Genomic DNA, 25,337 nt, shown 5'->3' with positions numbered 1-25,337 from the left:
CGGTACAGATTGCGTGATGAGCCAGTCAGCTGCCACTCGGACTGCCCCGCGCGATGCGTCGGTTTTGCCAGATGGCGGCACTGCGGTGCAGGATCGTCGCTACGCTGGCGCAGCGACCCGGCCGATTCCGCGGTGACGCACGCAGCGGCTTACCGACCGGTCTTGATCTCGGTCCACAGCCGCGTATACAGCCGGTCCACTTCCGGCGGATTGATTGCGTAGGTGAACATCTTGGCGGTCACCTCCGGCGGCGGGTAGATGGTGGGGTCGTTGCGGATCGCCGCATCCACCAGCGGTGTGGCGGTACGCACCGGGTTGGCGTAGTGGATGAAGTTGGTGTTTGCCGCGGCCACATCGGGCTTCAGCAGGTAATTGATGAAGGCGTAGGCGTTTTCCGGATGCTTGGCGTCGTTGGGGATGGCCAGCATGTCGAACCATTGCGGCGCGCCTTCTTTCGGAATCGCATACGCCACCTTGATGTTGTTGCCGGCTTCCACCGCGCGGTCGCGCGCCTGGATGATGTCGCCCGACCAACCCACCGCCAGGCAGGTATTGCCGTTGGCCAACGAGGTCACGTACTGGCTGGAGTGGAAGTTCTGCACATACGGGCGGATGGTCTTGATCAGCGCGGCCGCCTTTTCGATTTCGGCCGGCACGCTGCTGTGCGGATCCAGCCCGAGATAGTTGAGCGCGATCGGAATCATGTCCGAGGGCGTGTCCAGGATGGTCACGCCGCAGTCCTTGAGCCTGGACAGGTTCTCCGGCTTGAACACCAGATCCCAGCTGTTGGCGACATCGGTTGTGCCGAAGATCGCCTTGAGCTTGTCGACGTTGTAGCCGATGCCGGTGGTACCGATCATGTACGGCACGCCATAGGCGTTGTCCGGGTCCTGCGCGGCGATGCGGCGCATCACGTCCGGATCCAGATTGACCAGGTTGGGGATCTTGCTCTTGTCCAGCGGCAGGAACACACCGGCCTGAATCTGCCGGCCGAAGAAGTTCAGCGTGGGCACCACCACGTCGTAATCGCTGCCGCCGGCCAGCAACTTGGTTTCCACCATTTCGTCGCTGTCGAACACGTCGTAGGTGACCTTGATACCGGTGCTTTTCTCGAATGCGGGAATGGTCTCTTCGGCGATGTAATCCGAATAGTTGTAGACGTTGAGCACCTTGGCCTGCGCGTCGGTCTTGCCGGGCGCGCCACCGCCGCCACAGCCGGACAACAGGGTGATGGACAGCGTCAGGGCGAGCAGTCGCAGCGTCATGTGGGTCTCCAGGGCAGCGCGGTGGGGCAGCCGGTGTCGGCGCCGGTGGCGTGCCCAGCCTACTCACCCCGCCCGGGTTTGCCCAGCGCACCGGGCCGGCACAGCGTGTCTGGCCTCCTGGCGAACGCGGCTGGTGCCCGGATGCCATCGGTACTTGCGTAAGGCCGCCACCGATGTGTTCCCTTGCCGCCGGCGGGCGGCAGCTTGCGCTATCTGCCCAGCGCCTGCGCGGTGTCGTCCAGCGCGGCCCAGGCCTTGTCGAATACTTCATCCACCTGCTCGCAGGTGATGATCAACGGCGGCGACAGCAGCATGGCATCGTAAGTCGCGCGCAGGATCAGCCCGCGGCGCAGTGCGAAATCGCGGCACAGTGCCCCTACCCGTCCACGCCCCGGGAAATACGCCCCGCGGCGCAGCTTGTCCGGCACCAGCTCCAGCGCCCCGACCAGCCCGGCAATACGCGCCTCGCCCACCAGCCGGTGTTCGCCCAGCGCTGCGCCAGGTACGGCGCAATCTGCGTGCGCGCGGTCTCCACGATGCCGTCGTCCTGCAGCAGGCGCAGGTTCTCCAACGCCACTGCCGCGCACACCGGATGCCCGGCATACGTGCCACCGTGCGCCAGCTCGCCGCCTTGCGTCTTGAGCACGCCGGCCACGCGATCGTTGAACATCGCCGCCGCCAGCGGGATGTAGCCGGAGGTAATGCCTTTGGCCAGCGTCATCACATCGGGCTGAAAACCGAAGTAGTCCGCGCCGAACCACGCGCCGGTGCGCCCGAACCCGCAGATCACTTCATCGGCCACCAGCAGCACGTCGTAGCGCCGGCAGATCCGCTCGATTTCCGGCCAGTAACTGCGCGGCGGGATATACACGCCGATCGCGCCCATGATCGGCTCGCCGATAAAAGCGGCGACGTTATCTGGCCCGAGCTGCAGGATCTTGTCTTCCAGGCGACGCGCCGCGACTAACCCGTACTCCTCAGGGTCCATCTCCCCGCCATCGCCGAAGTGATATGGCGGGCAGATGTGGTGGATATCCGGAATCGGCAAGCCGCCCTGCTTGTGCATGCCCTGCATGCCACCCAGGCTGGCCCCGGCCATGGTGGTACCGTGATAGCCGTCATGGCGGCCGATGAAGATGCGTTTTTGCGGCTGCCCCTGCACCGCCCAAAAATGGCGTACCAGGCGCAGGATGGTGTCGTTGGCCTCCGACCCGGAGTTGGCAAAGAACGCATGATTCAGATCGCCGGGTGCCAGCTCTGCCAGCTTCGCCGCCAACTGGATGGTGGGCTCGGTGGTGCACTGAAAGAAGCTGTTGTAGTACGCCAGCTGCTCCATCTGCCGCGCCGCCGCCTGCGCCAGTTCCTTGCGCCCGTAGCCCACATTGACGCACCACAAGCCGCCAAACGCATCGAGCAACTGGTTACCATCGGCATCCCAGACGTACACCCCCTCACCGCGCGTCAGAATGCGCGTGCCCTTCTGCGCCAATACCGCGTTGTCGTTGAACGGATGCAGATGATGGGCCGCATCGAGCTGCTGCAAGGCCTTCAGTGCTTGCGGATCCATGGCCACTCCGGCTGCGGGGTACGTGCAGTCTACGGTCGATCGCCACGCACAAAGGTGCTTTCGGTTGCACGCGCCGAACCGGGCGTGGAAACGCGCAGACGAGGCCGTGCGCAATGTCCAACGCGCGAGGCGTTAGGCTTCGTTATAGGCGGTCCCCTCATCCGCCCTTCGGGCACCTTCTCCCGATGGGAGAAGGGAATCGTGTGCACCACACCAGGCGACTCGAACGCCTCAGACATTCAACAACAAGAACTCCCGCTCCCACGAACTGATCACGCGAAAGAACGTTTCGTACTCCTTGCGCTTTACCGAGATATAGGCTCGCACGAAGCGCCGCCCCAACATCTCCTGCAAGGCGTCGCAGCCTTCCAGCTCATCCAGCGCTTCTCCCAACGAGCGCGGCAGATCGTAGCCCTGCTCCTTGCCATTGCTGCTGATTGGCGCAGTCGGTTCGAGCTTTTCGCGAATGCCCAGCAACCCGCACGCCAGCGTCGCCGCCATCGCCAGATACGGGTTGGCATCGGAGCCGGCGAAGCGGCTTTCCACCCGCATGTTCTGCGGCGCATCGATCGGCACCCGCAGCCCGCAGGTGCGGTTGTCGAAGCCCCACAGCACATTGCTCGGCGACACCTCGCCAAACATCAGCCGGCGGTACGAATTGACATTGGGCGCCAGCAAGCCCATCGCCATCGGAATGTATTTCTGCAGGCCGCCCAGATAATGCGCAAAGGTGTCGCTGAAGCCGCCCTCGCGCTTGCCGCTGAACACGTTCTTGCCGGTGCCGGCATGCAGCAGGCTCTGGTGGATATGCATCGCACTGCCGGGCTCGGTTTCCATTGGCTTGGCCAGGAACGTCGCATACACGCCGTGCCGCAGCGCGGCCTCGCGCATGGTGCGCTTGAACAGGAACACCTGATCCGCGCGCGACAGCGCATCGGCGTGGGTGAAGTTGACTTCCAGTTGCGCGGCGCCGGATTCGTGGATCAAGGTATCGACGTCCAGTTCCATCGCATCGCAGTAGTCGTACATCAGGTCCAGGATGGGGTCGAACTCGTTGACCGCGTCGATCGAATACGACTGCCGCGCGGTTTCCGGGCGCCCGGAGCGCCCTGCCGGCGGCAACAGCGGGAAATCGGGGTCGGTATTTTTCTGCACCAGGAAAAATTCCAGCTCCGGCGCCACCACCGGTTGCAGCTTGACCTGCGCATAGGCCTCCAGCACGCGGCGCAGCACGTTGCGCGGGGCAAGTTCGTGCGGCTGCCCATCTTTTGTGTAGCAGTCGTGGATAACCTGCGCGGTGGGGTCGGCCGCCCACGGCACCATGCGCACGGTGCTGGCGTCCGGGCGCAGATGCATGTCCGAGTCCGAGGGCGAGGTCAGCGCGTAATAGTCGTCCGGGAAGTCGCCGGTGACGGTGGTGGCGAAGATGCCTTCCGGCAAACGCGTGCCGTAGTCATGCGAAAACTTGTCGGCCGGAATGATCTTGCCGCGCGCATTGCCGGTGATGTCCGGCACCAGACATTCCACCTCGGTGATGCTGCGTTCCTTGAGCCAGCGGCGCAGCGCGCTCTCCGGCTGCTTGGGCGGGGTCTTGCGCGAACGTGTGCGGATGGACATGCAACCTCACTTGCCGCGTTGCGCGGCGTATTGGCGACAGGCCTCGCCGAAGGCCTGGAAGATGGCACGGTAGAACGGATGCTGTGTGACACGCCATTCCGGATGCCACTGCACCGCGAGCAGAAAGCCCGGGCCGGGGCCGCGGAAGGCTTCGATCAGGCCGTCGGGAGCGGTGGCTTCGACCAGCAGGCCATCGGCCAGGCGTGCGATGCCCTGCCCGTGCAGCGAGTTCACCTGCACGTCGGTCGCGTCGCTCATGCCGGCCAACCACCCGCCGGGCTGCAGCCGCACCGGGTGCGCAGGGCCGTATTGCACGTCCAGCGATGCGGTTCGGTCTTCGCGGTGGTCGGCCAGGCCGGGCACCTCATGCACGCGCTGATGCAGGCGCCCGCCCAGCGCCACGTTGACCTCCTGCAGGCCGCGGCAGATCGCCAGCACCGGCAGGCCGCGCGCAAGCGCCTGCGGGATCAGCCCGAGGCTGGTGGCATCGCGCGCCGCATCGTGCGGGTTGCCCTCCCAGCTGGGCGCGTCGCTGTAGTGATGCGGCTCGATATTGCTGACCGCACCGGTCAGCAGCAGCCCGTCCAGGCGCCCCAGCCACACGCGTGCATCCAGTGACGGCTGCAGGCTGGGTAACAGCACCGGCATCGCAGCGGCGGCCTCGGCCACTGCGCGGATGTACTTCTCGCCGGCAGCCAGGAACGGGTGCGGCCCCTGCAGGATGCGATCGGTCGGCAGGCCGACCAACGGAACGACAGCCATGCGCAGAATCCGATGCGTAGGGGTGAACGATGATACGTTCGAACTTACCGCGCCACCGCCGGCATTGCCAGGCGCACGTCGCTGCGGCTGCGATTGCTCACGCGCGCTTTGCTACGCTGCGCGGCGACTTCGCAGGTGTTGCCCATGGCTTCCGAGACCTCCATCGCGTCCCTGCCCGCTGCCGATGCAGACACACTCTCTCGCATCGCAGGTTGCGAGTCGGTTGATCTGTTATTGCCCGATACCAACGGTGTGCTGCGCGGCAAGCGCGTGAGCGCCGGTGCGCTGCACAAGGTCTATCGCGATGGCGTGTGCCTGCCGATGTCGCTGATCGCCACCGACATCACCGGCAACACCGTGGAAGAAACCCGGCTTGGCTACGCCATCGGTGATGCCGACCGCATCTGCCGGCCGGTCGAAGGCTCGCTGCGCCCGGTGCCGTGGGCGCCGCGGCCGATGGCGCAGTTGCTGCTGGCGATGCACACCCCGGAGGGCGGCCTGTTCGAGGTCGCCCCGCGTGCGGTGTTGCAGCGCGTGCTGCAGGGGTTTGGCGCGCTCGGCCTGACCCCGGTGATTGCGGTGGAGCTGGAGTTCTATCTGTTCGATGCGGTGGCCGATGCGCGGGGGCGCCCGCAGACCCCGCGCGACCCGCTCACCGGCGAGCGCAGCGACAGCACCCAGGTGTATTCGCTGCAGGATCTGGACGACCAGCGCGACTTCACCGATGCGGTAGCTGCGGCCTGCCGGCAGCAAGGCATTCCAGTCGATACCGCGGTGGCCGAATACGCGCCCGGCCAGTTCGAGATCAATCTGCAGCATCGCGCCGATGCGGTGGCCGCCTGCGATGAGGCGATTCTGCTCAAGCGCACCATCAAGGCGATTGCGCAGCAGCAGGGCAAGCTGGCCAGCTTCATGGCCAAACCCTTCCCCGGCCAGGCCGGCAGCGGCCTGCACCTGCATGTGAGCCTGCTCGATGGCGCCGGGCGCAATGTGCTGGCCAGCACTGCCAACGCGCCTGCAGACGCGCTGCGCCACGCCATTGCCGGGCTGCAGCGGCACGCGGAGGCCTCGCTGTTGGTGTTCGCCCCGCATGCCAACAGTTACCGGCGCTTCGTCAGCAATGCCTTCGTGCCGCTGGATGCGAGCTGGGGCTTCAACAACCGCACCGTGGCGCTGCGCATCCCGCACAGCGATGCGCACAACACCCGCATCGAGCACCGTATTGCCGGCGCCGATGCCAACCCGTATCTGGCCGCTGCAGCCGTGCTGGCCGCGATGCTGGACGGCCTGCGGCAGCCGGCCGAACCCAGCGCGCCCATCACCGGCAATGCGTATGCGCAATCGCTGTTCACCCCGCGCACCTGGCAAGCCGCGGTGGATGCGTTTGGTGGCAGCGACTTCATTGGCGAGCACCTTGGCACGCAGTTCCAGCACGTGTTCGGCCAGCAGAAGCAACGCGAGCTGCTCGACTACCAGGCGCTGGTGCCGGATCTGGATTACGCGCGGTACCTGCGCACCGTGTGATGGCTCGCCCGCACGCGCCACTGCCGCAACGCGCACCACCGGACACCGGCTATCCGGACAGCTGGTACGCGCGCAGCGCGCCGGCCCTGCCCTTGCAGGCGCGCCTGCAAGGTGCCGAGCACGCCGATGTGTGCATCCTCGGCGGCGGCTATACCGGCCTGACCGCCGCGCTGGCGCTGGCCGAGGCCGGCTACAAGGTCATCGTGCTGGAAGCCAGACGCGTGGGCTGGGGCGCGTCCGGACGCAATGGCGGCCAGGCCCTCGTCGGCTACGGTTGCGAGCAGGAGACGCTGGAAGCGCTGGTCGGCAACGACGATGCGCGCCTGCTGTTCGATTTCTCGCGCGACGGCATGCGCCTGCTGCGCGCACGCATCGCACGCCATGCCATCGCCTGCGACTGGCGCGACGGCCATGCGCATGTTCCGCTGAAGCCGCGCCAGGGACACGCGCTGCAGCACGGCATCGCGCGCATGGCCGAACGCTACGACTACCCGCTGGAATGGTGGGACCGCACCCGCACCCGCCAGGTGCTGGACAGCCCGCTGTACCTGGGCGCCATGTTCGACCCCGCTAGCGGCCATCTGCATCCGCTGGCCTATGCGCTGGGCCTGGCACGTGCCGCACTGGCGGCCGGCGTGCGCATCTACGAAGACTCCGCGGTGACCCGCCAGCACGCCGGCACACAGGTGACGATGCACACCGCCCACGGCAGCGTCGCGGCCGACTTCGGGGTGCTTGCCGGCAATGCCCTGCTGCACGGCATCGCACCGCAGCTGGAGCAGCGCATCATGCCGGTCGGCACTTATGTCGGCGCCACCCCGCCGCTGGGCCAAGCGCGTGCGCGGGCCCTGATCACCAACGACATGGCAGTGGCCGACACCAACTGGGCGCTGGATTACTACCGGCTCAGCGCCGACCACCGGCTGCTGTTCGGCGGCCGTGCCAGTTATTCCTCGCGGCCGCCTGCGGGCCTGCAGCGCCTGATGACCCGGCGCATGCACACGGTGTTTCCGCAGCTGCACGATGTGCCGCTGGAGACGCTGTGGGGCGGCTACGTGGATATTTCGCGCAACCGCGCCCCGCACTGGGGCCGGCTGGCGCCCAATCTGTATTTCGCGCAGGGCTTCTCCGGGCATGGGGTGGCCGCCACCGGGCTGGCCGGCCAGGTCATCGCCGAGGCCATCGCCGGCCAGAGCCGCCGCCTGGACGTGTTCGAACGCATCCCGCATCGCCCGTTCCCTGGCGGGCAGCGGCTGCGGACCCCATTGCTGGTGGCGGCGATGAGCTGGTATCGGCTGCGCGATGCGCTGTGGTGATCGGCGCACTCTGGAACGCAGCGCTCAAGTTTTGGCGAGCAGAGCCGTTAGCTGACCTGACGGTTCGATTCGTAACGGCCACCCGATGTCCCCAGGTACCCTACATCGCAATAGTGAAAGTGCAGTTCTGCCGCAGCGTGTGCTGTTGGTGGAGAACTCCCGCACGTTCACCAGCATGCTGCGCGAAGCCATCGAGCAACGCGTGGAACTGCCGGTCACGGTCGTCTCGACCCTGGCCGAAGCCGCACGGGTGCTCGACGAAGAGGATGGCTGGTTTCTGGTCCTGACCGGCCTGGTGCTGGTCGACGGCGACCGCGACAAGGTCGTGGAATTCTTTCTCTCGCGCAAACTGCCCACCGTGGTGGTCAGCGGCGTGTACGACGAAGATCTGCGCCAGCGCGTGCTGCAGCAGCAGATCATCGATTACGTGCTGAAGAACGCACCGGGCAGCATCGAATACCTGGCCTGGCTGGTGCAGCGCCTGGAGCGCAATCGCCGGATCGCCGCCCTGGTGGTGGACGATTCGCTATCTGCACGCACCTATGCCGCTGCGCTGTTGTCGATGTACGGCTACCGCGTGGTCCTGGCCGCCGACGGCGCTGCCGGGCTGGAAGCGATCGAACGCGACCCCGGCATCCGCCTGACCATCGTCGACCAGGAAATGCCTGGAATGGAAGGCGTGGAATTCACCCGCCGGTTGCGCGCGATCCGCTCACGCGACAAGGTGGCGGTGATCGGCATTTCCGGCAACAACGATTCGTCGCTGATCCCGCGCTTTCTGAAGAACGGCGCCAACGACTTCCTGCGCAAACCCTTTTCGCGCGAAGAATTCTTCTGCCGCGTTTCGCAAAACGTGGACCAGCTGGAACTGATCGGCACATTGCAGGATCTGGCCACCCGCGACTTCCTCACCGGCCTGCCCAACCGGCGTTATTTCCTGGAACAAAGCCAGCGGGTGATTCCCAAGCTGCTGTCGCAGGACCAGACGGTGACCGCGGCAATGGTGGACATCGACCACTTCAAGCACATCAACGACACCTGGGGCCACGAAGCCGGCGACCAGGCGCTGCGTGCGGTGGCCGCTTCGGTGTCCGGGCACGCGCGGCCGCAGGATCTGGTCGCCCGCTTCGGCGGCGAAGAATTCTGCCTGCTGGTGCCGGGGCTGGATGTCGCCAACGCCAGCAGTTATTTCGAAACCCTGCGCGAACGCATCAGCGCGCTGCGCGTGCGCGTTGGCGAAGAGACCCTGAGCATGACGGTGAGCATCGGCGTGTGCATCGCCAGCGAAGGCGACCAGTCGCTGCACCATCTGTTGAACGAAGCGGACAAGCACCTGTATCTGGCCAAGGCCGGCGGCCGTAACCAGGTGCGTCTGGCAGGCTGATCCTGCGTCATCTACTGGCCGAAACCGGCTCTCGTGGATGACGTGCTTTGTCGCATGTCTCGGTCCAGACCAGCGCGTTACAGGACGAGCGCCACGCCGGGATGGCGGTGTTCGATCATCAGCATCGGCACAGCGTGGACATGTCACGGCGCAGCGCCATCGATAGCGCTGCATCGCGTACCGTCGCGTTGCCGCACGATCCGCACGAGCGATGAAACCCGCAGCGATCTGCGGTCAACGCTGCCAACGCCGTGCAACCATCAGCGCAACCAGGCTCAACACGGCGGCACCGCCCAGGTAATACCCCACCGATTGCACGCCGTAGCTGGCCGCCAGTTGCGTGGCCACATACGGCGCTGGCGCTGCGCCCAGGATGCTGGCCAGATTGAACGACAGCGAGGCACCGGTGTAGCGCACCTCGGTGGGATACAGCTCGGCCAGCAGCGTGCCGCAGGGGCCATAGGTCAGGCCCATGAAGAAGAATCCCAGTGCCAGGAACGCCAGCACCTGCAACGGGTGATTGGCCTGAAACAACGGCGCAAATGCCAGCCCGAATGCCACGATGGCGATGCTGGCCAGCATCATCGCCAACGGTGCGCCGTGGCGGTCGCCGAACTTGGCCGAGAGCGGAATGCCCAATGCAAAAAACACGATGCCGGCCATCTGCAACAACAGGAACTGTTCCTTGTCGTAGCCCAGTGTCTTGGTGCCGTAGCCGAGCGCGAAGACCGTCATCAGATAGAACAGCACGAAGGTGGCAAATGCACCCAGCGTGCCGACGATCAATGCCGGCCAATGCTGCGAGACCACCGTGCCCAGCGGCAGCTTGACGCGCGCGTTGCGGTCCAGCGTCCTTTGGAAATCCGGCGTCTCGGTAATGCTCAGGCGTACCCACAAGCCTGTCAGCACCAGCAGCGCACTTGCCAGGAACGGCACGCGCCACCCCCACTGCATGAACTGCGCATCGTCCAGCACCGCACCCATGCCAAGAAACGTACCGGTGGACAACAGAAACCCCAGCGGTGCGCCCAACTGCGGAAACATGCCGTACCACACCCGTTTGCCGGGCGGCGCGTTCTCTGTGGCCAGCAGCACCGCCCCGCCCCACTCGCCGCCCAGACCCAGCCCCTGGCCGAAGCGGCATAACGCCAGCAACGCCGGTGCAACCATGCCGATCTGCGCGTAGCTGGGCAAAAGGCCGATTGCCACCGTGGAAAGGCCCATCGTCAGCAGCGCTGCCACCAGCGTGGCCTTGCGCCCGACCCGGTCGCCGAAGTGCCCGAACACCGCAGAGCCCACCGGCCGCGCGATAAACGCCACTGCAAAGGTCGCCAACGACTGCAGCATTGCCGCACTGCCATCGCTGGCGGGAAAGAACAGCGTCGGGAACACCAGCACTGCTGCGGTGGCATAGATGTAGAAATCGAAAAACTCGATGGTGGTGCCGATCAGGCTGGCGAACAGCACGCGCGCGGGGGAATTGTGCGAAGTCACGGCAGATGTCATGCGAAGCGGATCGTCGGACAGGCCATCGATTCTGTCAGATTGGCCGCGACATCATGCGGATGGTTTCTGCCGACAACGATCCGCGCAGCTGACCTCATGCCACGCAGGCGCGCGCCCGGCCTTCCTGCTTGGCCTGGTAGAGCTGCGTATCGGCGTGGGCCAGCACCGTGGCAGGCAACAGTGCCGGCGTCGGCAGCATGGATGCGCCGCCGATACTCACGCTGAGCCAGGGACCCACCGACGAGTCGGCATGTGGCAGCCGCAACTGTGCGATGGCCTGCAGCATCAGCCGTGCCACTTCGCGCACGCCGTCGGAATTGCTGTCGGGCAACAAGGCCACGAATTCCTCCCCGCCATACCGCGCCAGCAGGTCGAGCGGACGGGCCAGGCAGCCGGCCAACTGCCGGGCGACCTCGCGCAGGCAGGCATCGCCGCTCAGGTGGCCGTAATGGTCGTTGTAGCGTTTGAAATGATCGACATCGATCATCAATACCCCGCACGGTCGGTTCTCGCGCTGGCAGTTCTTCCAGGCGAGCTGCAACGCCTCGTCGAAGCGGCGTCGGTTGGCAACGCCGGTCAGCCCATCCAGCGCGGCCATGGCGCGCAACAGATCGCTCTGCAACTTCATCACCAGTTGGTTCTGCACCCTTGCACGCACCACCACCGGTTGCATCGGCTTGCTGATGAAATCGGCCGCACCGGCCTGCAAGGCGGTCACTTCCTCCTCCGGGGTGTCCTGGCCGGTGACGAAGATCACCGGGATGTCGGCCGTGGCCGGATCGGCCTTCAGATGGCGACAGACCTGCAGGCCGTCCAGCTCGGGCATCACCACGTCCAGCACCACCAGGTCCGGCGGCTGCTCCCGGCACAGTTGCAGCGCCCGTTGCCCGTCCAGGGCCATGCTCACGTCGCAGTCTTCGCGCAACAGCTCGTTGAGCGCATGAATGTTGATCGGCTGGTCGTCCACGACCAGCACGCGAGGACGCCGGCCGTCGGGCGCGAGGCGGCGATAGGTATCGAACAGGCTCATAGATGCTCCATCAAATCGTCCAGCGTGCGCAGCGCGGCGTCGAATTGCAGCTGCTGCACCTGTTGGCGGAACTGCAGATAGCGCGCAGCCTGCGCGCCGGCGATGGCAACCGGCGCCTGCGCAAGCAGGTCCAGCGCGTGAAGGTTGGAGGCACGCAGCATGGGCGCCAGCACGTCCAGGAAGTGCCGCACCGTGTCCGCCGAGCCATCGGCCGGCGCCATGGCGGCGCTGTCGAGTTGGGAGTGGCTGTGGGCCAGCGCCTCGCGCAAGGCACGCAGCTCGCCATCGGCCAGGCCCGCCAGCGCGTCCAGCGTCCCCGCCGCCGGCAGGCGGCCGCGACGCGCGTCCTGCTCCAGCGCCGATGCAGCAAGCGCCAGACGATCGGCCCCAAGTGTCGCTGACGTCCCCTTGAGCACATGCGCGGCATCGGCACAGGCGGCGGCGTCGTTGTCGGCAAGCGCGGTGTGCAGGCACTCCAGCATTGCGTGACGGTCGGTGTCGAAGGTGTCGAGCATGCGCGCCAGCAACGCGCGATTCTGGCCGAAGCGCGCCAGCACCGCATCCAGCGCAATCGTATCCGGTGGCGCTGCATCCGCCTCGACATCGCCGGGTACCGCTGCGGCATTTCGACCGCTCAGCCGCAGCAGTGCATCGACCATGCGCTCCAGGTCGACCGGCTTGCCGATGTGCGCATCCATGCCGGCCTCCAGACAGGCACTGACATCGCTGCTGGCGGCATTGGCGGTCATGGCCAGGATCGGCAGTGCGGCAAAGCGCGCATCGGCGCGGATGCGCCGGGTGGCCTCCAATCCATCCACATGCGGCATCTGCATGTCCATCACCACCACATCCACCCCCGGGCCCTCGCGCAGGCGTTGCAAGCCTTTTTCGCCGTCCTCGGCCAGCGCCACCCAGGCGCCTTCGCCGCGCAGCAGCTCGTCGGCGATCTGACGGTTGAGCGCATTGTCTTCCACCACCAGCACGCGTAGCCCCTGCAGACGCTGCGGGAGCGCAGGCACCGGCACCGGCGGCGGGTCGGTGCGCAACGCCTGTTCGATCGCGTCGATCACCTGCCGGGGCGTGACCGGTTTGACCAGATGATCGACGAAGGGGACCTCGCCGTGCCGCTGGGCCTCGGCCAGCAGTTCGCGCTGGTAGGCGGTGAGCATCAGGATCGCCGGCGGCACATGACGGCCGCAGCGCTCGCGGATGCGCGTCGCCGCCGCGATCCCGTCCATGCCCGGCAGGCGCCAGTCCATCAGCACCACATCGAAGGGCCGGCCGCTGCCAGCCGCCTCGACCGCGTGCGTCACTGCAGCCTCGCCGGACGCCACCGCCGCCACCGTCCACCCCTGCGCGACCAGACCCTCGGCAAGTACCTCCCGCACCAGCGCGCTATCGTCGACCAGCAACAGGTGCCGGGCTGCATCGCTGCTGCGGGCAGGCAACTGCAACGCCGGCGTCTCGCACTCCAGCTGCAGGTCGAACCAGAAGCGGCTGCCCTGCCCGAGCGTGCTGTCCACCTGCAGGTTGCCACCCATCAGGCCGATCAGGCGGCGACTGATCACCAGGCCAAGCCCGGTGCCGCCGAACCGACGGCTGATCGACGTTTCGGCCTGGGTGAAGCTATGGAAAATCCGCTACTGCTGCTCGGCGGTGATGCCGATCCCGGTGTCTTCCACCGCCACGCGCAGCGTCACCGCCTGCGCGTGGATGGCCAGCAATTCCACCCGCAACAGCACATGGCCGTACTGGGTGAATTTGAGCGCGTTGCCGGCCAGGTTGATGAGTACCTGCTGCAAGCGCAGGCTATCGCCGACCAGCCGGTCGGGAATTCCTTGATCCAGCTGATAGGCGATTTCGACCTCGGGACGGTGATGGTTACCCGACAGCACCACCGACAGATCGCGCAGCAACTCCTCCAGCCGGAACCCATGCGGATCCAGCTGCAGCTTGCCGGCCTCGATCTTGGAGTAATCCAGGATGTCGTTGAGCAGGCCGAGCAGAGACGTGGCGGCCTTCTGAGCCTTGCCGGCGTAATCGCCCTGGCGCGCATCCAGCCCGGTGCGTTGCAGCAGTTGCAGCATGCCCAGCACCGCGTTCATCGGGGTGCGGATCTCGTGGCTCATGTTGGCCAGGAACGAGGATTTGGCTTCGCTGGCCTCGTCGGCGCGCGCCTTGGCCAGGCGCAACTCCTGTTCGGCCTCCAGCTGCGAGGTGATGTCGCGGTTGATGCCGATGACCCGCGTGATACGGCCCTCCGCATCGCGTTCGGTATGCGCTCCGGCCTGGATATGCCGTACCCCGCCGTCGCTGCGCAATACGCGGAAGACCGGATCGTAGACACCGCGCCCTTCCATCGCGGCCTGCAGGCTCTGCTCGGTACGGTCGATATCGTCCGGGTGCACCATGCAGCGCCAATCGGAGTAGCACAGGCCGCGCTCGGACAGGCTAGGCGGCCACTCGTACATCTCGCACATGCGCGCATTGCACTCCAGCGCGTCGGTGCCGGGGATCCAGGTCCAGATCCCCAGTTCCGCGGCATCGGCCGCCATCGCAAGCTGGTCGCGCGCGCGGGTGAGCGCCTGCCGCTGGCGATGCCGCTCGGTGATATCGGCGATCACGCCGACCACCAGACGCTGGCCGTCCACCCACATCGTGCCAAGGCTGATTTCGACCGGGAACTCGCTGCCGTCCTTGCGCCTGGCCAGCGCCTCGCGGCCGTTGTCGATGCCGGTCGGCTGTCCGGCGCCGGACTGGCGGTAACGCTCCAGGATGGCGTCGTGACGGCCGGCGTAGACGTCGGGCATCAGCATGCGCACGTTCTGGCCGATGACGTCGCTGGCCGCATAACCGAACACCCGCTCCCCGGCACTGTTGAACGAACGCACGCCGCCGTAAGTATCGATGGTGATGATCGGATTGACTGCGGTGTCCAGGATCGCCTGGGTCATCGCGTTGCTGCGCGCGAGCGAGCGTTCGGCCGCCTTGCGTTCGCTGATGTCCAGCGCGATGCCGAGATAACCGGCGATGGCGTTGTCCTCGGAACGGATGGCAGTGACCACCAGACTGACCTGACGCGTGCTGCCGTCGCGGCGCACATATGTCCACTCGTAGGTGTCGGCGCCGTCGCGCTCGGCTTTCTCCACGAATGCGCGGAAACCTTCCACGGGCCTGCCCAGCTCCTGGGTCAGACTGCGCGCGCGTGCGTCCACCTCCCCGGGCAGGTGGAATAGCGAGATGCTCGCGCGGCCGACGACCTCCTCGCCCTGGTAGCCGAGCATGCGCTCGGCCCCGGTGTTGAACAGCGTGACCGAACCGCTGGGATCGGTAGCAATGATCGACACCTCCGAAGCCGCACTCAGCACGCCCTCCAGCATCAGCGTGCTGCGCTGCAACTCTGCGGTGCGCGCGGTCACCTGGTTTTCCAGGCTCGCGTTGAGCGCCAGGATCTGGGCACGCGCAGCTTTCTGCTCGGAAATGTCGCGCACGGTCTTGGAAGCGCCGATCAGGCGGCCATCGGCGCCACGGATCGGCGAGACACTGACCAGCACGTCCAGCAGGCGGCCGTCGGCATGCCGACGCACCGTTTCGAAATGCGGAATCTCCTCGCCACGGGAAATCCGCTGCAGCACCGCATGCTCTTCGTGATGAAGATGCTCCGGTACGATCAGGTCGAGCAGGCGACGGCCGATGGCCTGCTCGGCGCTATAGCCGAACAACTGTTCGGCGGCGCGGTTCCAGCTATGCACCACGCCTTCGGACGTCTTGCCGATGATGCTGTCGGCCGAACTCTGCACCACCGCCAGCAGATCGGCCTGGCCGCGCGCGGCCTGACGGCGGCGCTCCAGGCCGCTGCACAGTGCGCCGGCCAGGGCCGACGTCAGCACGCTCAGCAGCAGGCCGATGCTCAGCACGCCGCTGACCGGCAACACCTGCGCCGCTGCTGCGAAGGCCGGGCTGGCCTGCATGTCCAGGCGCCAGCGGCGCCCCATGACATCGCGTTGCACCCAGGTGCTGGCCACCACGGTCGGCGCGGCGGCGGTGCGATTGCTGTAGAACGGCACCGCCGCCCCGCTGGCATCCACATCGCTCAGGCGCAGCTGCAACCGTTGCGGGTCCAACCGCAGCGCCTGCATCACCTCGGTCATCAGCAGCGGCGTGTAGGTCCAGCCCACCAGCCCGTCGCGGCGCTGCGTCGGCGTGGACGGGGTTGCTCCGCCGCGATAGACCGGCAACAGCATCAGGAACGATTGCGATGGGTGGCCGCCGGCCTGAACCAGGGTGATCGGCCCGGTCAGCCGTGGCTCGCCGCTCAGCGCTGCGGCCAAAGCGGCCTGGCGGCGGTTGGACTCGGAGGCGATATCCAAACCGACCGCCGCAGCGTTGGTCTGCACCGGCTCGATGTACTGAATCACAAAGCGGTCGCCATGGTGCGCAGTCAGCATGCGGATCCGGAAATCCGGCTGCCCGGCGGCGCGGGCGGCGGCCACAAAACGCGCCTGCTCGGCCTCGGGCACGCGGCGGATGACACCGAAACCGCGGGCGCCGCGAAATTCGCGCGCCAGATCGCGGCTCCGGCTGTAGCGCAGCATTTTTGCACCGTCCAGGTGCTCCTCGGCGGTGAGCACCACCCCACGCATGCCGCGCAGGCCGTACTGGTAATGATTGAGCAACTCCTGGATCTGATCGAATGTGGCCTGCGCCGAGGCTGCCAGCTGCGCCTGGGCGCGGCGCGCGTTGACCTGGCGCAGCTCCAGCGCGGTGACGGTGGTGAGCACCGCGCCCAGCGCAAGCACCACCACTGCCCAACGCAGCGCTCTGCGGTTGGCAGCCAACAAACGCATCATCGGTTCCGTCCTCCCTCGATCTATCGCCATTACCGCTGCAGCGACATCGCCGCGGCACGCCTGGCGCACGCCCATGCGGCGTATTCCCCAGATCGGCGCGCCGGCTGCGAACTTGATCGCGACAACGAAAATAATGCGCAGAAAAAGCCGCCAAGCGGACGCGACCGCGATTCCGTTGGGGTTGGGCGGTGCACCGATGCAGCCACTCAGCGACACCGGGACGGAAGCATCGGCGTGCACGCGCGACGGATCGAAGGCCCCGAACGGGGGCAGCGCATGCCGCAAGATGCCCTGGCATCGCCAGGGTCCGGTCAGGTGGCGCGGGCGTGATCAGTCCAGAGGCACGGCTCTGTCGCAGGCCCTGTTCACCAGCGGCATCGCCGGCCCGACCGGACTCACTCCGGTTCGCGCGCCCGTGGCGGCGTGGCAGCGCGTCCCACCGACGTCAGCACCGCGAATTGCCGCTCGCCACGGTCTTCCACGCGGACCCAGTCCGGGCCCGGCTGACCGTCCAGGTTTGCGTTGCCCAGCCAGGCGAGCGTGCGCAACAGCACGCTCATGCGCACGCCCAGCTGCTTGCACAGCTTGGAAAGCGACATCCCATCCGGTGCGTCCGCAAGCATGTGCAACAGCTGCACGGTGAGCTGTGGATCAGCGGACAAGCACCGCTCCAATGTCGCGCGGTGCCGCGTCGGCGGCTTCGGCACGATGCGGCAGTACGATCACCGGAATCGACTTGGAGGTCGGCGTACGCGCCTCGTCGGCGAAACTGGACAACGGTACCAGCGCGTTGGTTTCCGGGTAGTACGCAGCCAGACAGCCGCGCGGAATGTTGTAGTCCACCAGCAGGAAGCGTCGCGCCTCGCGGTGCACACCGTCCTCGCACAGGCTCTCCAGGTCCACCCAATCGCCGGCCTTCATGTTCAACGCCGCGATATCGGCGCCATTGATGAACAGCACACGGCGCTCACCGAAGACGCCGCGATAACGGTCATCCAAACCGTAGATGGTGGTGTTGTATTGATCGTGCGAACGCGTGGTGGCCAGCGTGAACACCATCTGCTCGGTGTGGCTGCGGCGCGCACGATGGATTGGATTGTCGGTGGGCACGGCGTGCGGCTTGAATACCGCGCGTTGTTCCGGCGTCACCCATTGGCGGTCGCGCGCGGTGTTGGACAGGCGAAAGCCGCCCGGCGTGCGCACGCGCTCATTGAAGCCGGCAAAGTCCGGGAATACCTGCGCAATCAGGTCGCGCACGCGGTCGTAATCGCCCACCAGCCAACGCCAGCGGATCGCACTGCGCGCACCCAACGTCGCCTCGGCCAGCCGCGCCACGATCGCCGGCTCGGACAACAAATCAGGCGAAGCCGGCGGATTGATGCCGGCCGACAGGTGCACCATGCTCATCGAATCTTCCACCGTCACGCCTTGCGAGCCGGCGTCCTGGATATCGATTTCGGTACGACCCAGGCACGGCAGGATCAAGGCATCGCGCCCGTGTACCAGATGGCTGCGATTGAGCTTGGTGGTGACGTGCACGGTGAGGTCGCAATTGCGCAGCGCGCGGTGCGTCGCGTCGGTATCCGGCGTGGCGGCGGCGAAGTTGCCGCCCATTGCGAAGAACACCTTGCCGCGCCCATCCAGCATCGCCTCGATCGCACCGACGGTATCGAAACCGTCTGCGCGCGGCGGCGCGAAACCGAACACCGACTGCAGCTTGTCCAGGAATGCGGCCGGCGGCTTTTCGTAGATCATCATCGTGCGGTCGCCCTGCACGTTGCTATGCCCGCGCACCGGGCAGACCCCCGCGCCCGGGCGGCCCAGGTGGCCGCGCAATAGCAGCAAGTTGGTGATCATGTGGATGGTGGCGACCGAATGCTTGTGCTGGGTGATGCCCATGCCCCAGCAGGCGATCACGCGCTCGGCATTGAGATAGATCTCCCCGGCCTTGTGCAGCGCCGCTTCGTCCAGACCGGATTCTTCGACGATGGTGTCCCAGGCTTCCGCATGCACGTCGGCCGCGAATGCGTCGAAATTGGCCGTGTGCGCCTGGATGAAATCCAGATCCAGCAGGCGCGGCGTGCCATCGCGCTGTGCCTGCGCATCGCGCTCCAGCACATGCTTGATGATGCCTTTCACTGCGGCCAGATCGCCGCCGATCTTGAGCTGGAAATAATCCGACGCGATGCGCGTGGAGCCGTTGTGCAGCATCTCCAGCTTGTCCTGCGGATCGGCGAACTTTTCCAGCCCGCGCTCGCGCAGCGGATTGAATGCCGCAATCGCCGCACCGCGCTTGGAGGCCTGACGCAACTCGCCCAGCATGCGCGGATGGTTGGTGCCCGGGTTCTGCCCGAAGATGAAGATCGCATCGGCCAGCTCGAAGTCGTGCAACGACACCGTGCCCTTGCCCACGCCGATCTGCGAGCGCAACGCGGTGCCGGAGGGCTCGTGGCACATGTTGGAGCAATCGGGGAAGTTGTTGGTGCCGAACTCGCGCACGAACAACTGATACAAGAATGCCGCCTCGTTACTGGTGCGCCCGGAGGTGTAGAAGATCGCCTCGTCCGGCGACGCCAGCCCGTTGAGATGCCCGGCGATGTGCGCAAAGGCATCGTCCCAGCTGACCGGCACGTAGTGGTCGGTGGCCGCGTCGTAGCGCATCGGGTGGGTCAACCGGCCCTGCCCTTCCAGCCAGTAGTCGCTGTACTGCGACAACAGGCTGACGCTGTGCGAGGCGAACAGTTCCGGCCCGGCGCGGCGCGCAGTGGACTCGGCTGCCACGGCCTTGGCGCCGTTTTCGCAGAATTCGAAAGTGGACGTGTGGTCGCGGTCCGGCCAGGCGCAACCAGGGCAGTCGAAGCCGTCCGGCTGGTTGGCGTGCAGCAGCGTCTTGGCGCCCTGCACTGCGATGTCCTGTTCCATCAGATGCTTGGCCACCGAGCGCAATGCGCCCCAGCCGCCCGCGGGATTGTCGTACTGCTGGATAGTTTTCTTGCTCATGCGGGCTCTCCCACGCTAACGCCCAGATCCAGGCGCTGCGAATGGCTGTAAACAACACAATCGTGATCGCGGGCAAACCCGATCAGGGTCAGTCCCGCACTGTCGGCCAGGCTGATCGCCAGCGCGGTGGGTGCCGAAATCGCTGCGAGCAGCGGAATTCGGGCCTGCGCGGCTTTCATGGCCATTTCGTAACTGGCGCGGCTGGTGACCACCGCAAACCCGTGCGATGCATCGATGCGCGCGCGCGCCAATGCACCAATCAATTTATCCAGCGCGTTATGCCGGCCCACGTCTTCGCGGACCAGTTGCACATTGCCCTGCGCATCGGCCCAACCGGCCGCGTGCACGGCGCCGGTCTGCGCGGCGATGGGCTGGCGTGCATGCAGCGCGTCCAGCGCATGCGCCAAGGCATCCACGTCGATCTGCAGGGACGACTGCAGCACCGGCGGCACACGCAGCACCGCCTCGATGGATTCGTTGCCGCACACCCCGCAACCGCTGCGCCCGTCCAGATTGCGCCGCCGCTGATCCAACGCGGCTGCCCGCTCGGGCGGGATCTCGATCTGCAGCGAAGCGCCTTCCAGAAACGTCTCCACCGCGATCACGCGCAAGTCCTGCGCGTGATCGACGATGCCTTCGCTCAACGAGAACCCGAGCGCGAAATCCTCCAGGTCCTCCGGCGTGGCCATCATCACTGCGAAGGGCACGCCGTTGTAGATGAAGGCGACCGGCATTTCGGCCGCCACCATGTCTTGCACCGTGGCGCTGCGGCCACCGCGATGGCGACGGACCGTGCGCACCACACTGCCGGGACGCACGGAACGGGAAGACGGACTGGTCATCTCATCTCAATGGAACAGCACGAAGGCTTTTTGCAGGGTGACCCAGATACCGAACAGCATCGGGATACCCACCGCCATCCAGGCGAATGCAACCAGCGCGGGATTGCCGCCATGGCCGATGCGCGCCAGTTGCTCCGGCGGCAACACGCCGTGACCGCTGCGGTCCACCTTCTCGTGCGCCAGCTGCTTTTCGCGCGCCAGTTCGTCAGGCGTCATGAAGTGACGCGCGGCCACCGGGCGCACCAACAAATTGCAGATCAGGCCGAGCACGAGCATGCCGGCGAGGATGTACATGGTGGTGTTGTAGACCTGTGACGGCGGGCTGCCGTGCGCCAGTTGGTACTCGCGCATATATCCCACCACCACCGGGCCGAGGATGCCCGCGGTGGCCCAGGCAGTCAGCAGACGGCCGTGGATGGCACCAACCATCTGGGTCCCGAACAGGTCGGCCAGATACGCCGGAATGGTGGCGAAGCCGCCGCCGTACATCGACAGGATGATGCAGAAGATGCCTGCAAACAGCGCGATGCCGCCAATGCCGCCAGCCGACGGCGCCGCTGCGTACAGGCAGATGCCCAGCACGAAGAACAGCGTGTAGGTGTTCTTGCGGCCGAGCTTGTCGGACATGCTGGCCCAGAAGAACCGGCCACCGATGTTGAACAGGCTGAGCAGACCGGTGAACCCGGCCGCAATGGCCGCGATGCTGGCCAGCTGGGTCGGATCCAGGCTGCCGAAGCCCACATCCACACCGATCAAACGGCCGCCGAATACTTCCTGCAACATCGGCGAGGACATGCCGATCACGCCGATACCGGCCGAGACGTTCAGGCACAGCACGCCCCACAGCAGCCAGAACTGTGGGATGCCCCAGACCTTGCTGACGTGCACGTGGTTGGCGGTGATCATGGCGTTGCTGCTGGCCACCGGTGCGGTCCAGCCGGCGGGGGTCCAGCCGCTCGGCGGCACGCGGTAGCCGAACGCGCCGGCCATCATGAAGACAAAGTACAGCGCCGCCATCACCAGGAAGGTTTCCATCACGCCCACCGAGGTGGGGGTGGCGAAGTGGCGCATCAGCGCATCGGCCAGCGGGCTGCCGATCATTGCGCCGCCGCCGAAGCCCATGATCGCCATGCCGGTCGCCATGCCGCGACGGTCCGGGAACCACTTGATCAGCGTCGACACCGGCGAGATGTAACCCAGGCCCAGACCGATACCACCGATCACGCCCGAGCCCAGCCACAGCATCCAGATCTGATGGAAGTGGATACCGGCTGCCGAAATCACCAGGCCGCCGCACCAGCACAGCGCCGAGACCACGCCGGCCTTGCGCGGGCCGGCGCGCTCCAGCCAGCCGCCCCAGATCGCCGCCGAACAGCCCAGCAGCACGAAGAACAGCGTGTACATCCACTGCAGTTCGCTGATCTTCCAGTCGCAGGTGGTGGCCACCATGCGCGCGAACAGGCCCATGTCGGCCGGGCACGCAATCGACTCAGTGATGCCCAACGCCTTGGACAACGGCAGCCAGAACACGCTGAAGCCGTAGGCCATGCCGATGCACAGGTGGATCGCCAATGCTGCCGGCGGGACCAACCAACGATTGAACCCCGGCCGCGCAATGATGCGCTCCTTGGACAGTAGACCGGCGTCTGCGCCGCTGGCTGTCGCCACGGTGGACCCTTGCGTCATTCTCATTTCCCCAAAAAATCAACGATGAACTGCGATAAGCACGGCTGACGGGCGTGCCGCCATGGCCTTGCGGGCGATGGCAACGTCCTGTCGGCCGTTCCGAATACGATTGACGGCTGCGATCAAACAACGCGTTGCGAGATGAGCAGCTACAGCGACCAGCCCCAACCGGCGGTCGTCTGGCGCATCATCGGCGATCCCTGCCTGTTTGCAATGCTCGCGAGTGCCCCGCAGCGTTGCAACGCGCTGCCAAACCCCACGCCGCACAAGCGTTCCTTGGTGTTAGCGGCCGGGGCTGCGACTAATTGACTAGTCTGTCTGCGCTTCGCCACCCACGTCGCGAAACCGCTCCCGGCATCGGCAGCGATCGCAGGGCGGCGATACGCGCTTGCGAAGGGCCGGTGGCCGATCGCGTGGCCGGCTGACGGCCGGCACGCCATGCGCCTGCCGGCATCGAGGTGACGGCCGAGGTGCCAGCTGCGTACAGTCGGGCGATCCCGAGCGACGGAGCCTGCAATGCCCGACTACCTTCCCAGCGATGCGGCGGATGCGCTGCAGGCACCGGCGCAGCTGGACGCCTTCTGGATGCCGTTCACCGCCAACCGCCAGTTCAAGGCGCGCCCGCGCCTGCTGGCCTCGGCGCAGGGCATGTACTACTGCGACGTCGACGGCCGCCAGATCCTGGACGGCACCGCCGGCCTGTGGTGCTGCAACGCCGGCCACGGCCGCGAGCGCATCGTGGCGGCGATCCGCGCACAGGCCGGCACGCTGGATTTCGCCCCCACCTTCCAGATGGGCTCGCCGCTGCCGTTCGTGCTGGCGCAGCGGCTGGCCGCGATCGCCCCGCCCGGCCTGGGCCATGTGTTCTTCACCAACTCCGGCTCGGAGGCGGTGGATAGCGCGATGAAGATCGTGCTGGCCTACCACCGCCTGCGCGGCGAGGGCCAGCGCACCCGCTTCATCGGCCGCGAGAAGGCGTATCACGGGGTCGGCTTCGGCGGCATGTCCATCGGTGGGCTGCCCAATAACCGCAAGTGGTTCGGCCCGTTGCTGGCCGGCACCGACCATCTGCGGCACACGCTGGATCTGCAGCGCAATGCGTATGCGCGCGGGCTGCCCGCGCATGGCGCGGAACTGGCCGACGATCTGGAGCGGCTGATCACCCTGCACGATGCGTCCACGATCGCCGCGGTTTTTGTCGAACCGGTCTCCGGTTCGGCCGGCGTGATCCTGCCGCCGGAGGGCTACCTGCAGCGGTTGCGCGCCATCTGCGACCGCCACGGCATCGTGCTGGTGTTCGACGAGGTCATCACCGGCTTCGGCCGGGTCGGCGAGGCGTTTGCCGCGCAGCGCTTCGGCGTCACTCCCGACATCATCACCGCCGCCAAGGGGCTGACCAGCGGCACCGTGCCGATGGGCGCGGTGCTGGTGGCCGATGCGATCTTTGATGCCTTCATGCACGGGCCGCAGAACGCGATCGAACTGTTTCACGGCTACACCTATTCCGGCCACCCGCTGGCCTGCGCGGCGGCGATCGCCACCCTGGATACCTATGCCGAGGAAGACCTGTTCACGCGTGCGATCACGCTCGGCCCGCAGTGGGAAGACGCCCTGCACGGCTTGCGCGGGCTGCCGCATGTGATCGACATCCGCAACATCGGCCTGATCGGTGCGATCGAACTGGCGCCGCGCGACGGTGCACCGGGCGCGCGCGGTTTCGAGGTGTTCGAGCGCTGCTTCCACGAAGGCGGCCTGTTGGTGCGCGTTACCGGCGATGTCATCGCGCTGTCGCCGCCACTGATCGTCACGCCGGAGCAGATCGGGCAGATGGTGGAGATACTGGGCACGATTCTGCGCCAGGTGGCATAAGCGCAGCAGGCGAAACCCGGGACTGCAATTTTCGCTGGCCGACGGGCGCCCGCGTGTCACGCGCGCGGGCGCCACGTCAAGCGCGCAAAGCGGCGGCAGGCTCACTACAATGCCCGCCCCGTATACCCCCAGCAGTTGCCGCATGAACATCGTTGTCAAAGAAGAACTCAAGGCCTATATCGACCCGCTGACCCCCGACGAGCACGAGGCGCTGGAACGCAGCCTGCTGGCCGAAGGCTGCCGCGATGCCTTGGTGTTGTGGGGCGATGTGCTGGTGGATGGCCACAACCGTTACGGCATCTGCCAGAAGCACGACCTGCCGTTCCAGACCGTGCAGAACCCGCGCTTTCAGTCGATGCAGGATGTGCAGTTGTGGATGATCGAGCAGCACCTGGGCCGGCGCAGCGTGTCCGACTTCCAGCGCGGCGTGCTGGCGCTGCGCAAGCGCGAAATCCTGGCCGCACGCCAGCGTTCCCAGCGCGATGCCGATGCCGCTGCCGAAGCACCGCCGGCGGACGACGTGCACGCAGACGGCAGCAGCGATGACGGCGCCCTGCGCGACAACAGCACCGCACCGGCAGCCGGCGATAGCGACAGCCCGCCGTGGGAAGAGACCTCCACCCCGGTGAGCCGCGCCGAACTGGCACGCGAGGCGCGCCTGAGCAGCAACCAGGTGGTGATGATCGAGCGCATCCACAAACAGGCCGCCCCGGAAGTGGTGCAGGCGGTGAAGGCCGGCGAGATTTCGATCAGCGCCGCCGCCGCGGTAGCCACGCTGTCCGAAGACGAACAACGCGCAGCCGCGCAGGCCGGCAAGGCCGAGCTCAAGCAGGCCGCCAAACGCGTGCGCGATGCCAAGCGCAAACCCAAGCCCGACCAGGCCGAAGGCGGCGAAGCCGAACGCCGCGACGTCAAGGCCTTGCAGCGCCGCGTCACCGAACTGGAAAACGAAAACGCCGCATTGCAGGCCAAGGTCGCCGCATTGCAATCGCAGCTGGAGCGCCTGCGCGGCTGAGTGCGCGACCGATGGAACGCCTGATCCGGGTTGCCCTGCGTAGGAGCGCCCTTGGGCGCGATGACGCATTCCCAGTAACGCCCAATCGCGCCCAAGGGCGCTCC

General features: G+C 66.5%; 14 protein-coding genes and 2 pseudogenes. 5 read left to right on the top strand and 11 right to left on the bottom strand.

The features are described 5' to 3' along the window. Nucleotides 1–149: 149 nt before the first annotated feature. The 4 genes and pseudogenes from A7D16_RS06710 to A7D16_RS06695 form a co-directional block, all read right to left on the bottom strand. Nucleotides 150–1,265 (bottom strand): polyamine ABC transporter substrate-binding protein, encoded by a 1,116-nt coding sequence (locus A7D16_RS06710; protein WP_064631049.1) that lies wholly within the window; start codon nucleotides 1,263–1,265, stop codon nucleotides 150–152. Between the two features lie 209 nt (nucleotides 1,266–1,474). Then, nucleotides 1,475–2,832, bottom strand: a pseudogene (locus tag A7D16_RS06705) (aspartate aminotransferase family protein). A gap of 231 nt (nucleotides 2,833–3,063) precedes the next feature. Then, nucleotides 3,064–4,449: a glutamine synthetase family protein gene (locus tag A7D16_RS06700; protein ID WP_064631047.1), complete on the bottom strand. Its 1,386-nt coding sequence runs from the start codon at nucleotides 4,447–4,449 to the stop codon at nucleotides 3,064–3,066. A gap of 6 nt (nucleotides 4,450–4,455) precedes the next feature. Then, nucleotides 4,456–5,211, bottom strand: a complete 756-nt coding sequence (locus tag A7D16_RS06695) for a gamma-glutamyl-gamma-aminobutyrate hydrolase family protein (RefSeq protein WP_064631045.1) — start codon at nucleotides 5,209–5,211, stop codon at nucleotides 4,456–4,458. 144 nt (nucleotides 5,212–5,355) lie between these two features. Here A7D16_RS06695 and A7D16_RS06690 point away from each other — a divergent pair, with 144 nt between their 5' ends. The 3 genes from A7D16_RS06690 (at nucleotide 5,356) to A7D16_RS06680 (ending at nucleotide 9,435) form a co-directional block, all read left to right on the top strand. Next, nucleotides 5,356–6,735 carry a glutamine synthetase family protein gene (locus A7D16_RS06690; protein ID WP_064631043.1) on the top strand — a complete coding sequence of 460 codons (1,380 nt, stop codon included), beginning with the start codon at nucleotides 5,356–5,358 and terminating at the stop codon, nucleotides 6,733–6,735. Then, the gene (locus tag A7D16_RS06685; RefSeq protein ID WP_193395447.1) at nucleotides 6,732–8,051 is read left to right on the top strand and encodes an NAD(P)/FAD-dependent oxidoreductase; all 1,320 of its coding nucleotides are present in this window, start codon (nucleotides 6,732–6,734) and stop codon (nucleotides 8,049–8,051) included. Before A7D16_RS06690 ends, A7D16_RS06685 begins: the two co-directional genes overlap by 4 nt. Before the next feature lie 85 nt (nucleotides 8,052–8,136). Further along, a complete protein-coding gene (locus A7D16_RS06680; RefSeq protein WP_064631040.1) occupies nucleotides 8,137–9,435 on the top strand; it encodes a diguanylate cyclase in 1,299 nt (432 codons plus the stop codon). A 234-nt stretch (nucleotides 9,436–9,669) separates the two neighbouring features. On the opposite strand, the gene A7D16_RS06675 is transcribed toward A7D16_RS06680, so the two are convergent. From A7D16_RS06675 to A7D16_RS06645, 7 genes and pseudogenes are all read right to left on the bottom strand, one after another. Then, a complete protein-coding gene (locus A7D16_RS06675; RefSeq protein WP_064631038.1) occupies nucleotides 9,670–10,941 on the bottom strand; it encodes an MFS transporter in 1,272 nt (423 codons plus the stop codon). Between the two features lie 94 nt (nucleotides 10,942–11,035). Further along, on the bottom strand, nucleotides 11,036–11,971 hold the full coding sequence (locus tag A7D16_RS06670) for a diguanylate cyclase domain-containing protein (RefSeq protein WP_064631036.1): 936 nt from the start codon (nucleotides 11,969–11,971) through the stop codon (nucleotides 11,036–11,038). Next, nucleotides 11,968–16,821 (bottom strand): annotated as a pseudogene (locus tag A7D16_RS06665) (PAS domain S-box protein). The gene A7D16_RS06670 and the pseudogene A7D16_RS06665 overlap by 4 nt, the downstream one beginning before the upstream one ends. 395 nt (nucleotides 16,822–17,216) lie before the next feature. After that, nucleotides 17,217–17,483: a hypothetical protein gene (locus A7D16_RS06660; protein ID WP_064631034.1), complete on the bottom strand. Its 267-nt coding sequence runs from the start codon at nucleotides 17,481–17,483 to the stop codon at nucleotides 17,217–17,219. After that, nucleotides 17,473–19,821, bottom strand: a complete 2,349-nt coding sequence (locus A7D16_RS06655) for an FdhF/YdeP family oxidoreductase (protein WP_064631032.1) — start codon at nucleotides 19,819–19,821, stop codon at nucleotides 17,473–17,475. Before A7D16_RS06655 ends, A7D16_RS06660 begins: the two co-directional genes overlap by 11 nt. After that, nucleotides 19,818–20,663, bottom strand: a complete 846-nt coding sequence (gene fdhD / locus A7D16_RS06650; RefSeq protein WP_064631030.1) for a formate dehydrogenase accessory sulfurtransferase FdhD — start codon at nucleotides 20,661–20,663, stop codon at nucleotides 19,818–19,820. Before fdhD ends, A7D16_RS06655 begins: the two co-directional genes overlap by 4 nt. A gap of 6 nt (nucleotides 20,664–20,669) precedes the next feature. Beyond that, nucleotides 20,670–22,349 (bottom strand): OFA family MFS transporter, encoded by a 1,680-nt coding sequence (locus tag A7D16_RS06645; RefSeq protein ID WP_064631028.1) that lies wholly within the window; start codon nucleotides 22,347–22,349, stop codon nucleotides 20,670–20,672. Between the two features lie 516 nt (nucleotides 22,350–22,865). Between A7D16_RS06645 and A7D16_RS06640 the strand changes: the two genes are divergently transcribed. Further along, nucleotides 22,866–24,218: an omega-aminotransferase AptA gene (locus tag A7D16_RS06640; protein ID WP_064631026.1), complete on the top strand. Its 1,353-nt coding sequence runs from the start codon at nucleotides 22,866–22,868 to the stop codon at nucleotides 24,216–24,218. A 142-nt stretch (nucleotides 24,219–24,360) separates the two neighbouring features. Then, a complete protein-coding gene (locus A7D16_RS06635; RefSeq protein WP_064631024.1) occupies nucleotides 24,361–25,233 on the top strand; it encodes a hypothetical protein in 873 nt (290 codons plus the stop codon). Nucleotides 25,234–25,337 lie beyond the last annotated feature (104 nt).

Source organism: Xanthomonas nasturtii (assembly GCF_001660815.1).
Classification (GTDB): domain Bacteria; phylum Pseudomonadota; class Gammaproteobacteria; order Xanthomonadales; family Xanthomonadaceae; genus Xanthomonas; species Xanthomonas nasturtii.
The sequence above is the reverse complement of the archived record's forward strand: the minus strand, read 5'-3'. Positions and strand labels throughout refer to the sequence as shown.

Coding starts and splice junctions, on each gene's coding strand:
- A7D16_RS06710 (WP_064631049.1), bottom strand. CDS start 1,265: ATGACGCTGCGACTGCTCGCCCTGACGCTGTCCATCACCCTGTTGTCC.
- A7D16_RS06700 (WP_064631047.1), bottom strand. CDS start 4,449: ATGTCCATCCGCACACGTTCGCGCAAGACCCCGCCCAAGCAGCCGGAG.
- A7D16_RS06695 (WP_064631045.1), bottom strand. CDS start 5,211: ATGGCTGTCGTTCCGTTGGTCGGCCTGCCGACCGATCGCATCCTGCAG.
- A7D16_RS06690 (WP_064631043.1), top strand. CDS start 5,356: ATGGCTTCCGAGACCTCCATCGCGTCCCTGCCCGCTGCCGATGCAGAC.
- A7D16_RS06680 (WP_064631040.1), top strand. CDS start 8,137: ATGTCCCCAGGTACCCTACATCGCAATAGTGAAAGTGCAGTTCTGCCG.
- A7D16_RS06675 (WP_064631038.1), bottom strand. CDS start 10,941: ATGACATCTGCCGTGACTTCGCACAATTCCCCCGCGCGCGTGCTGTTC.
- A7D16_RS06670 (WP_064631036.1), bottom strand. CDS start 11,971: ATGAGCCTGTTCGATACCTATCGCCGCCTCGCGCCCGACGGCCGGCGT.
- A7D16_RS06655 (WP_064631032.1), bottom strand. CDS start 19,821: ATGAGCAAGAAAACTATCCAGCAGTACGACAATCCCGCGGGCGGCTGG.
- fdhD (WP_064631030.1), bottom strand. CDS start 20,663: ATGACCAGTCCGTCTTCCCGTTCCGTGCGTCCCGGCAGTGTGGTGCGC.
- A7D16_RS06645 (WP_064631028.1), bottom strand. CDS start 22,349: ATGACGCAAGGGTCCACCGTGGCGACAGCCAGCGGCGCAGACGCCGGT.
- A7D16_RS06640 (WP_064631026.1), top strand. CDS start 22,866: ATGCCCGACTACCTTCCCAGCGATGCGGCGGATGCGCTGCAGGCACCG.
- A7D16_RS06635 (WP_064631024.1), top strand. CDS start 24,361: ATGAACATCGTTGTCAAAGAAGAACTCAAGGCCTATATCGACCCGCTG.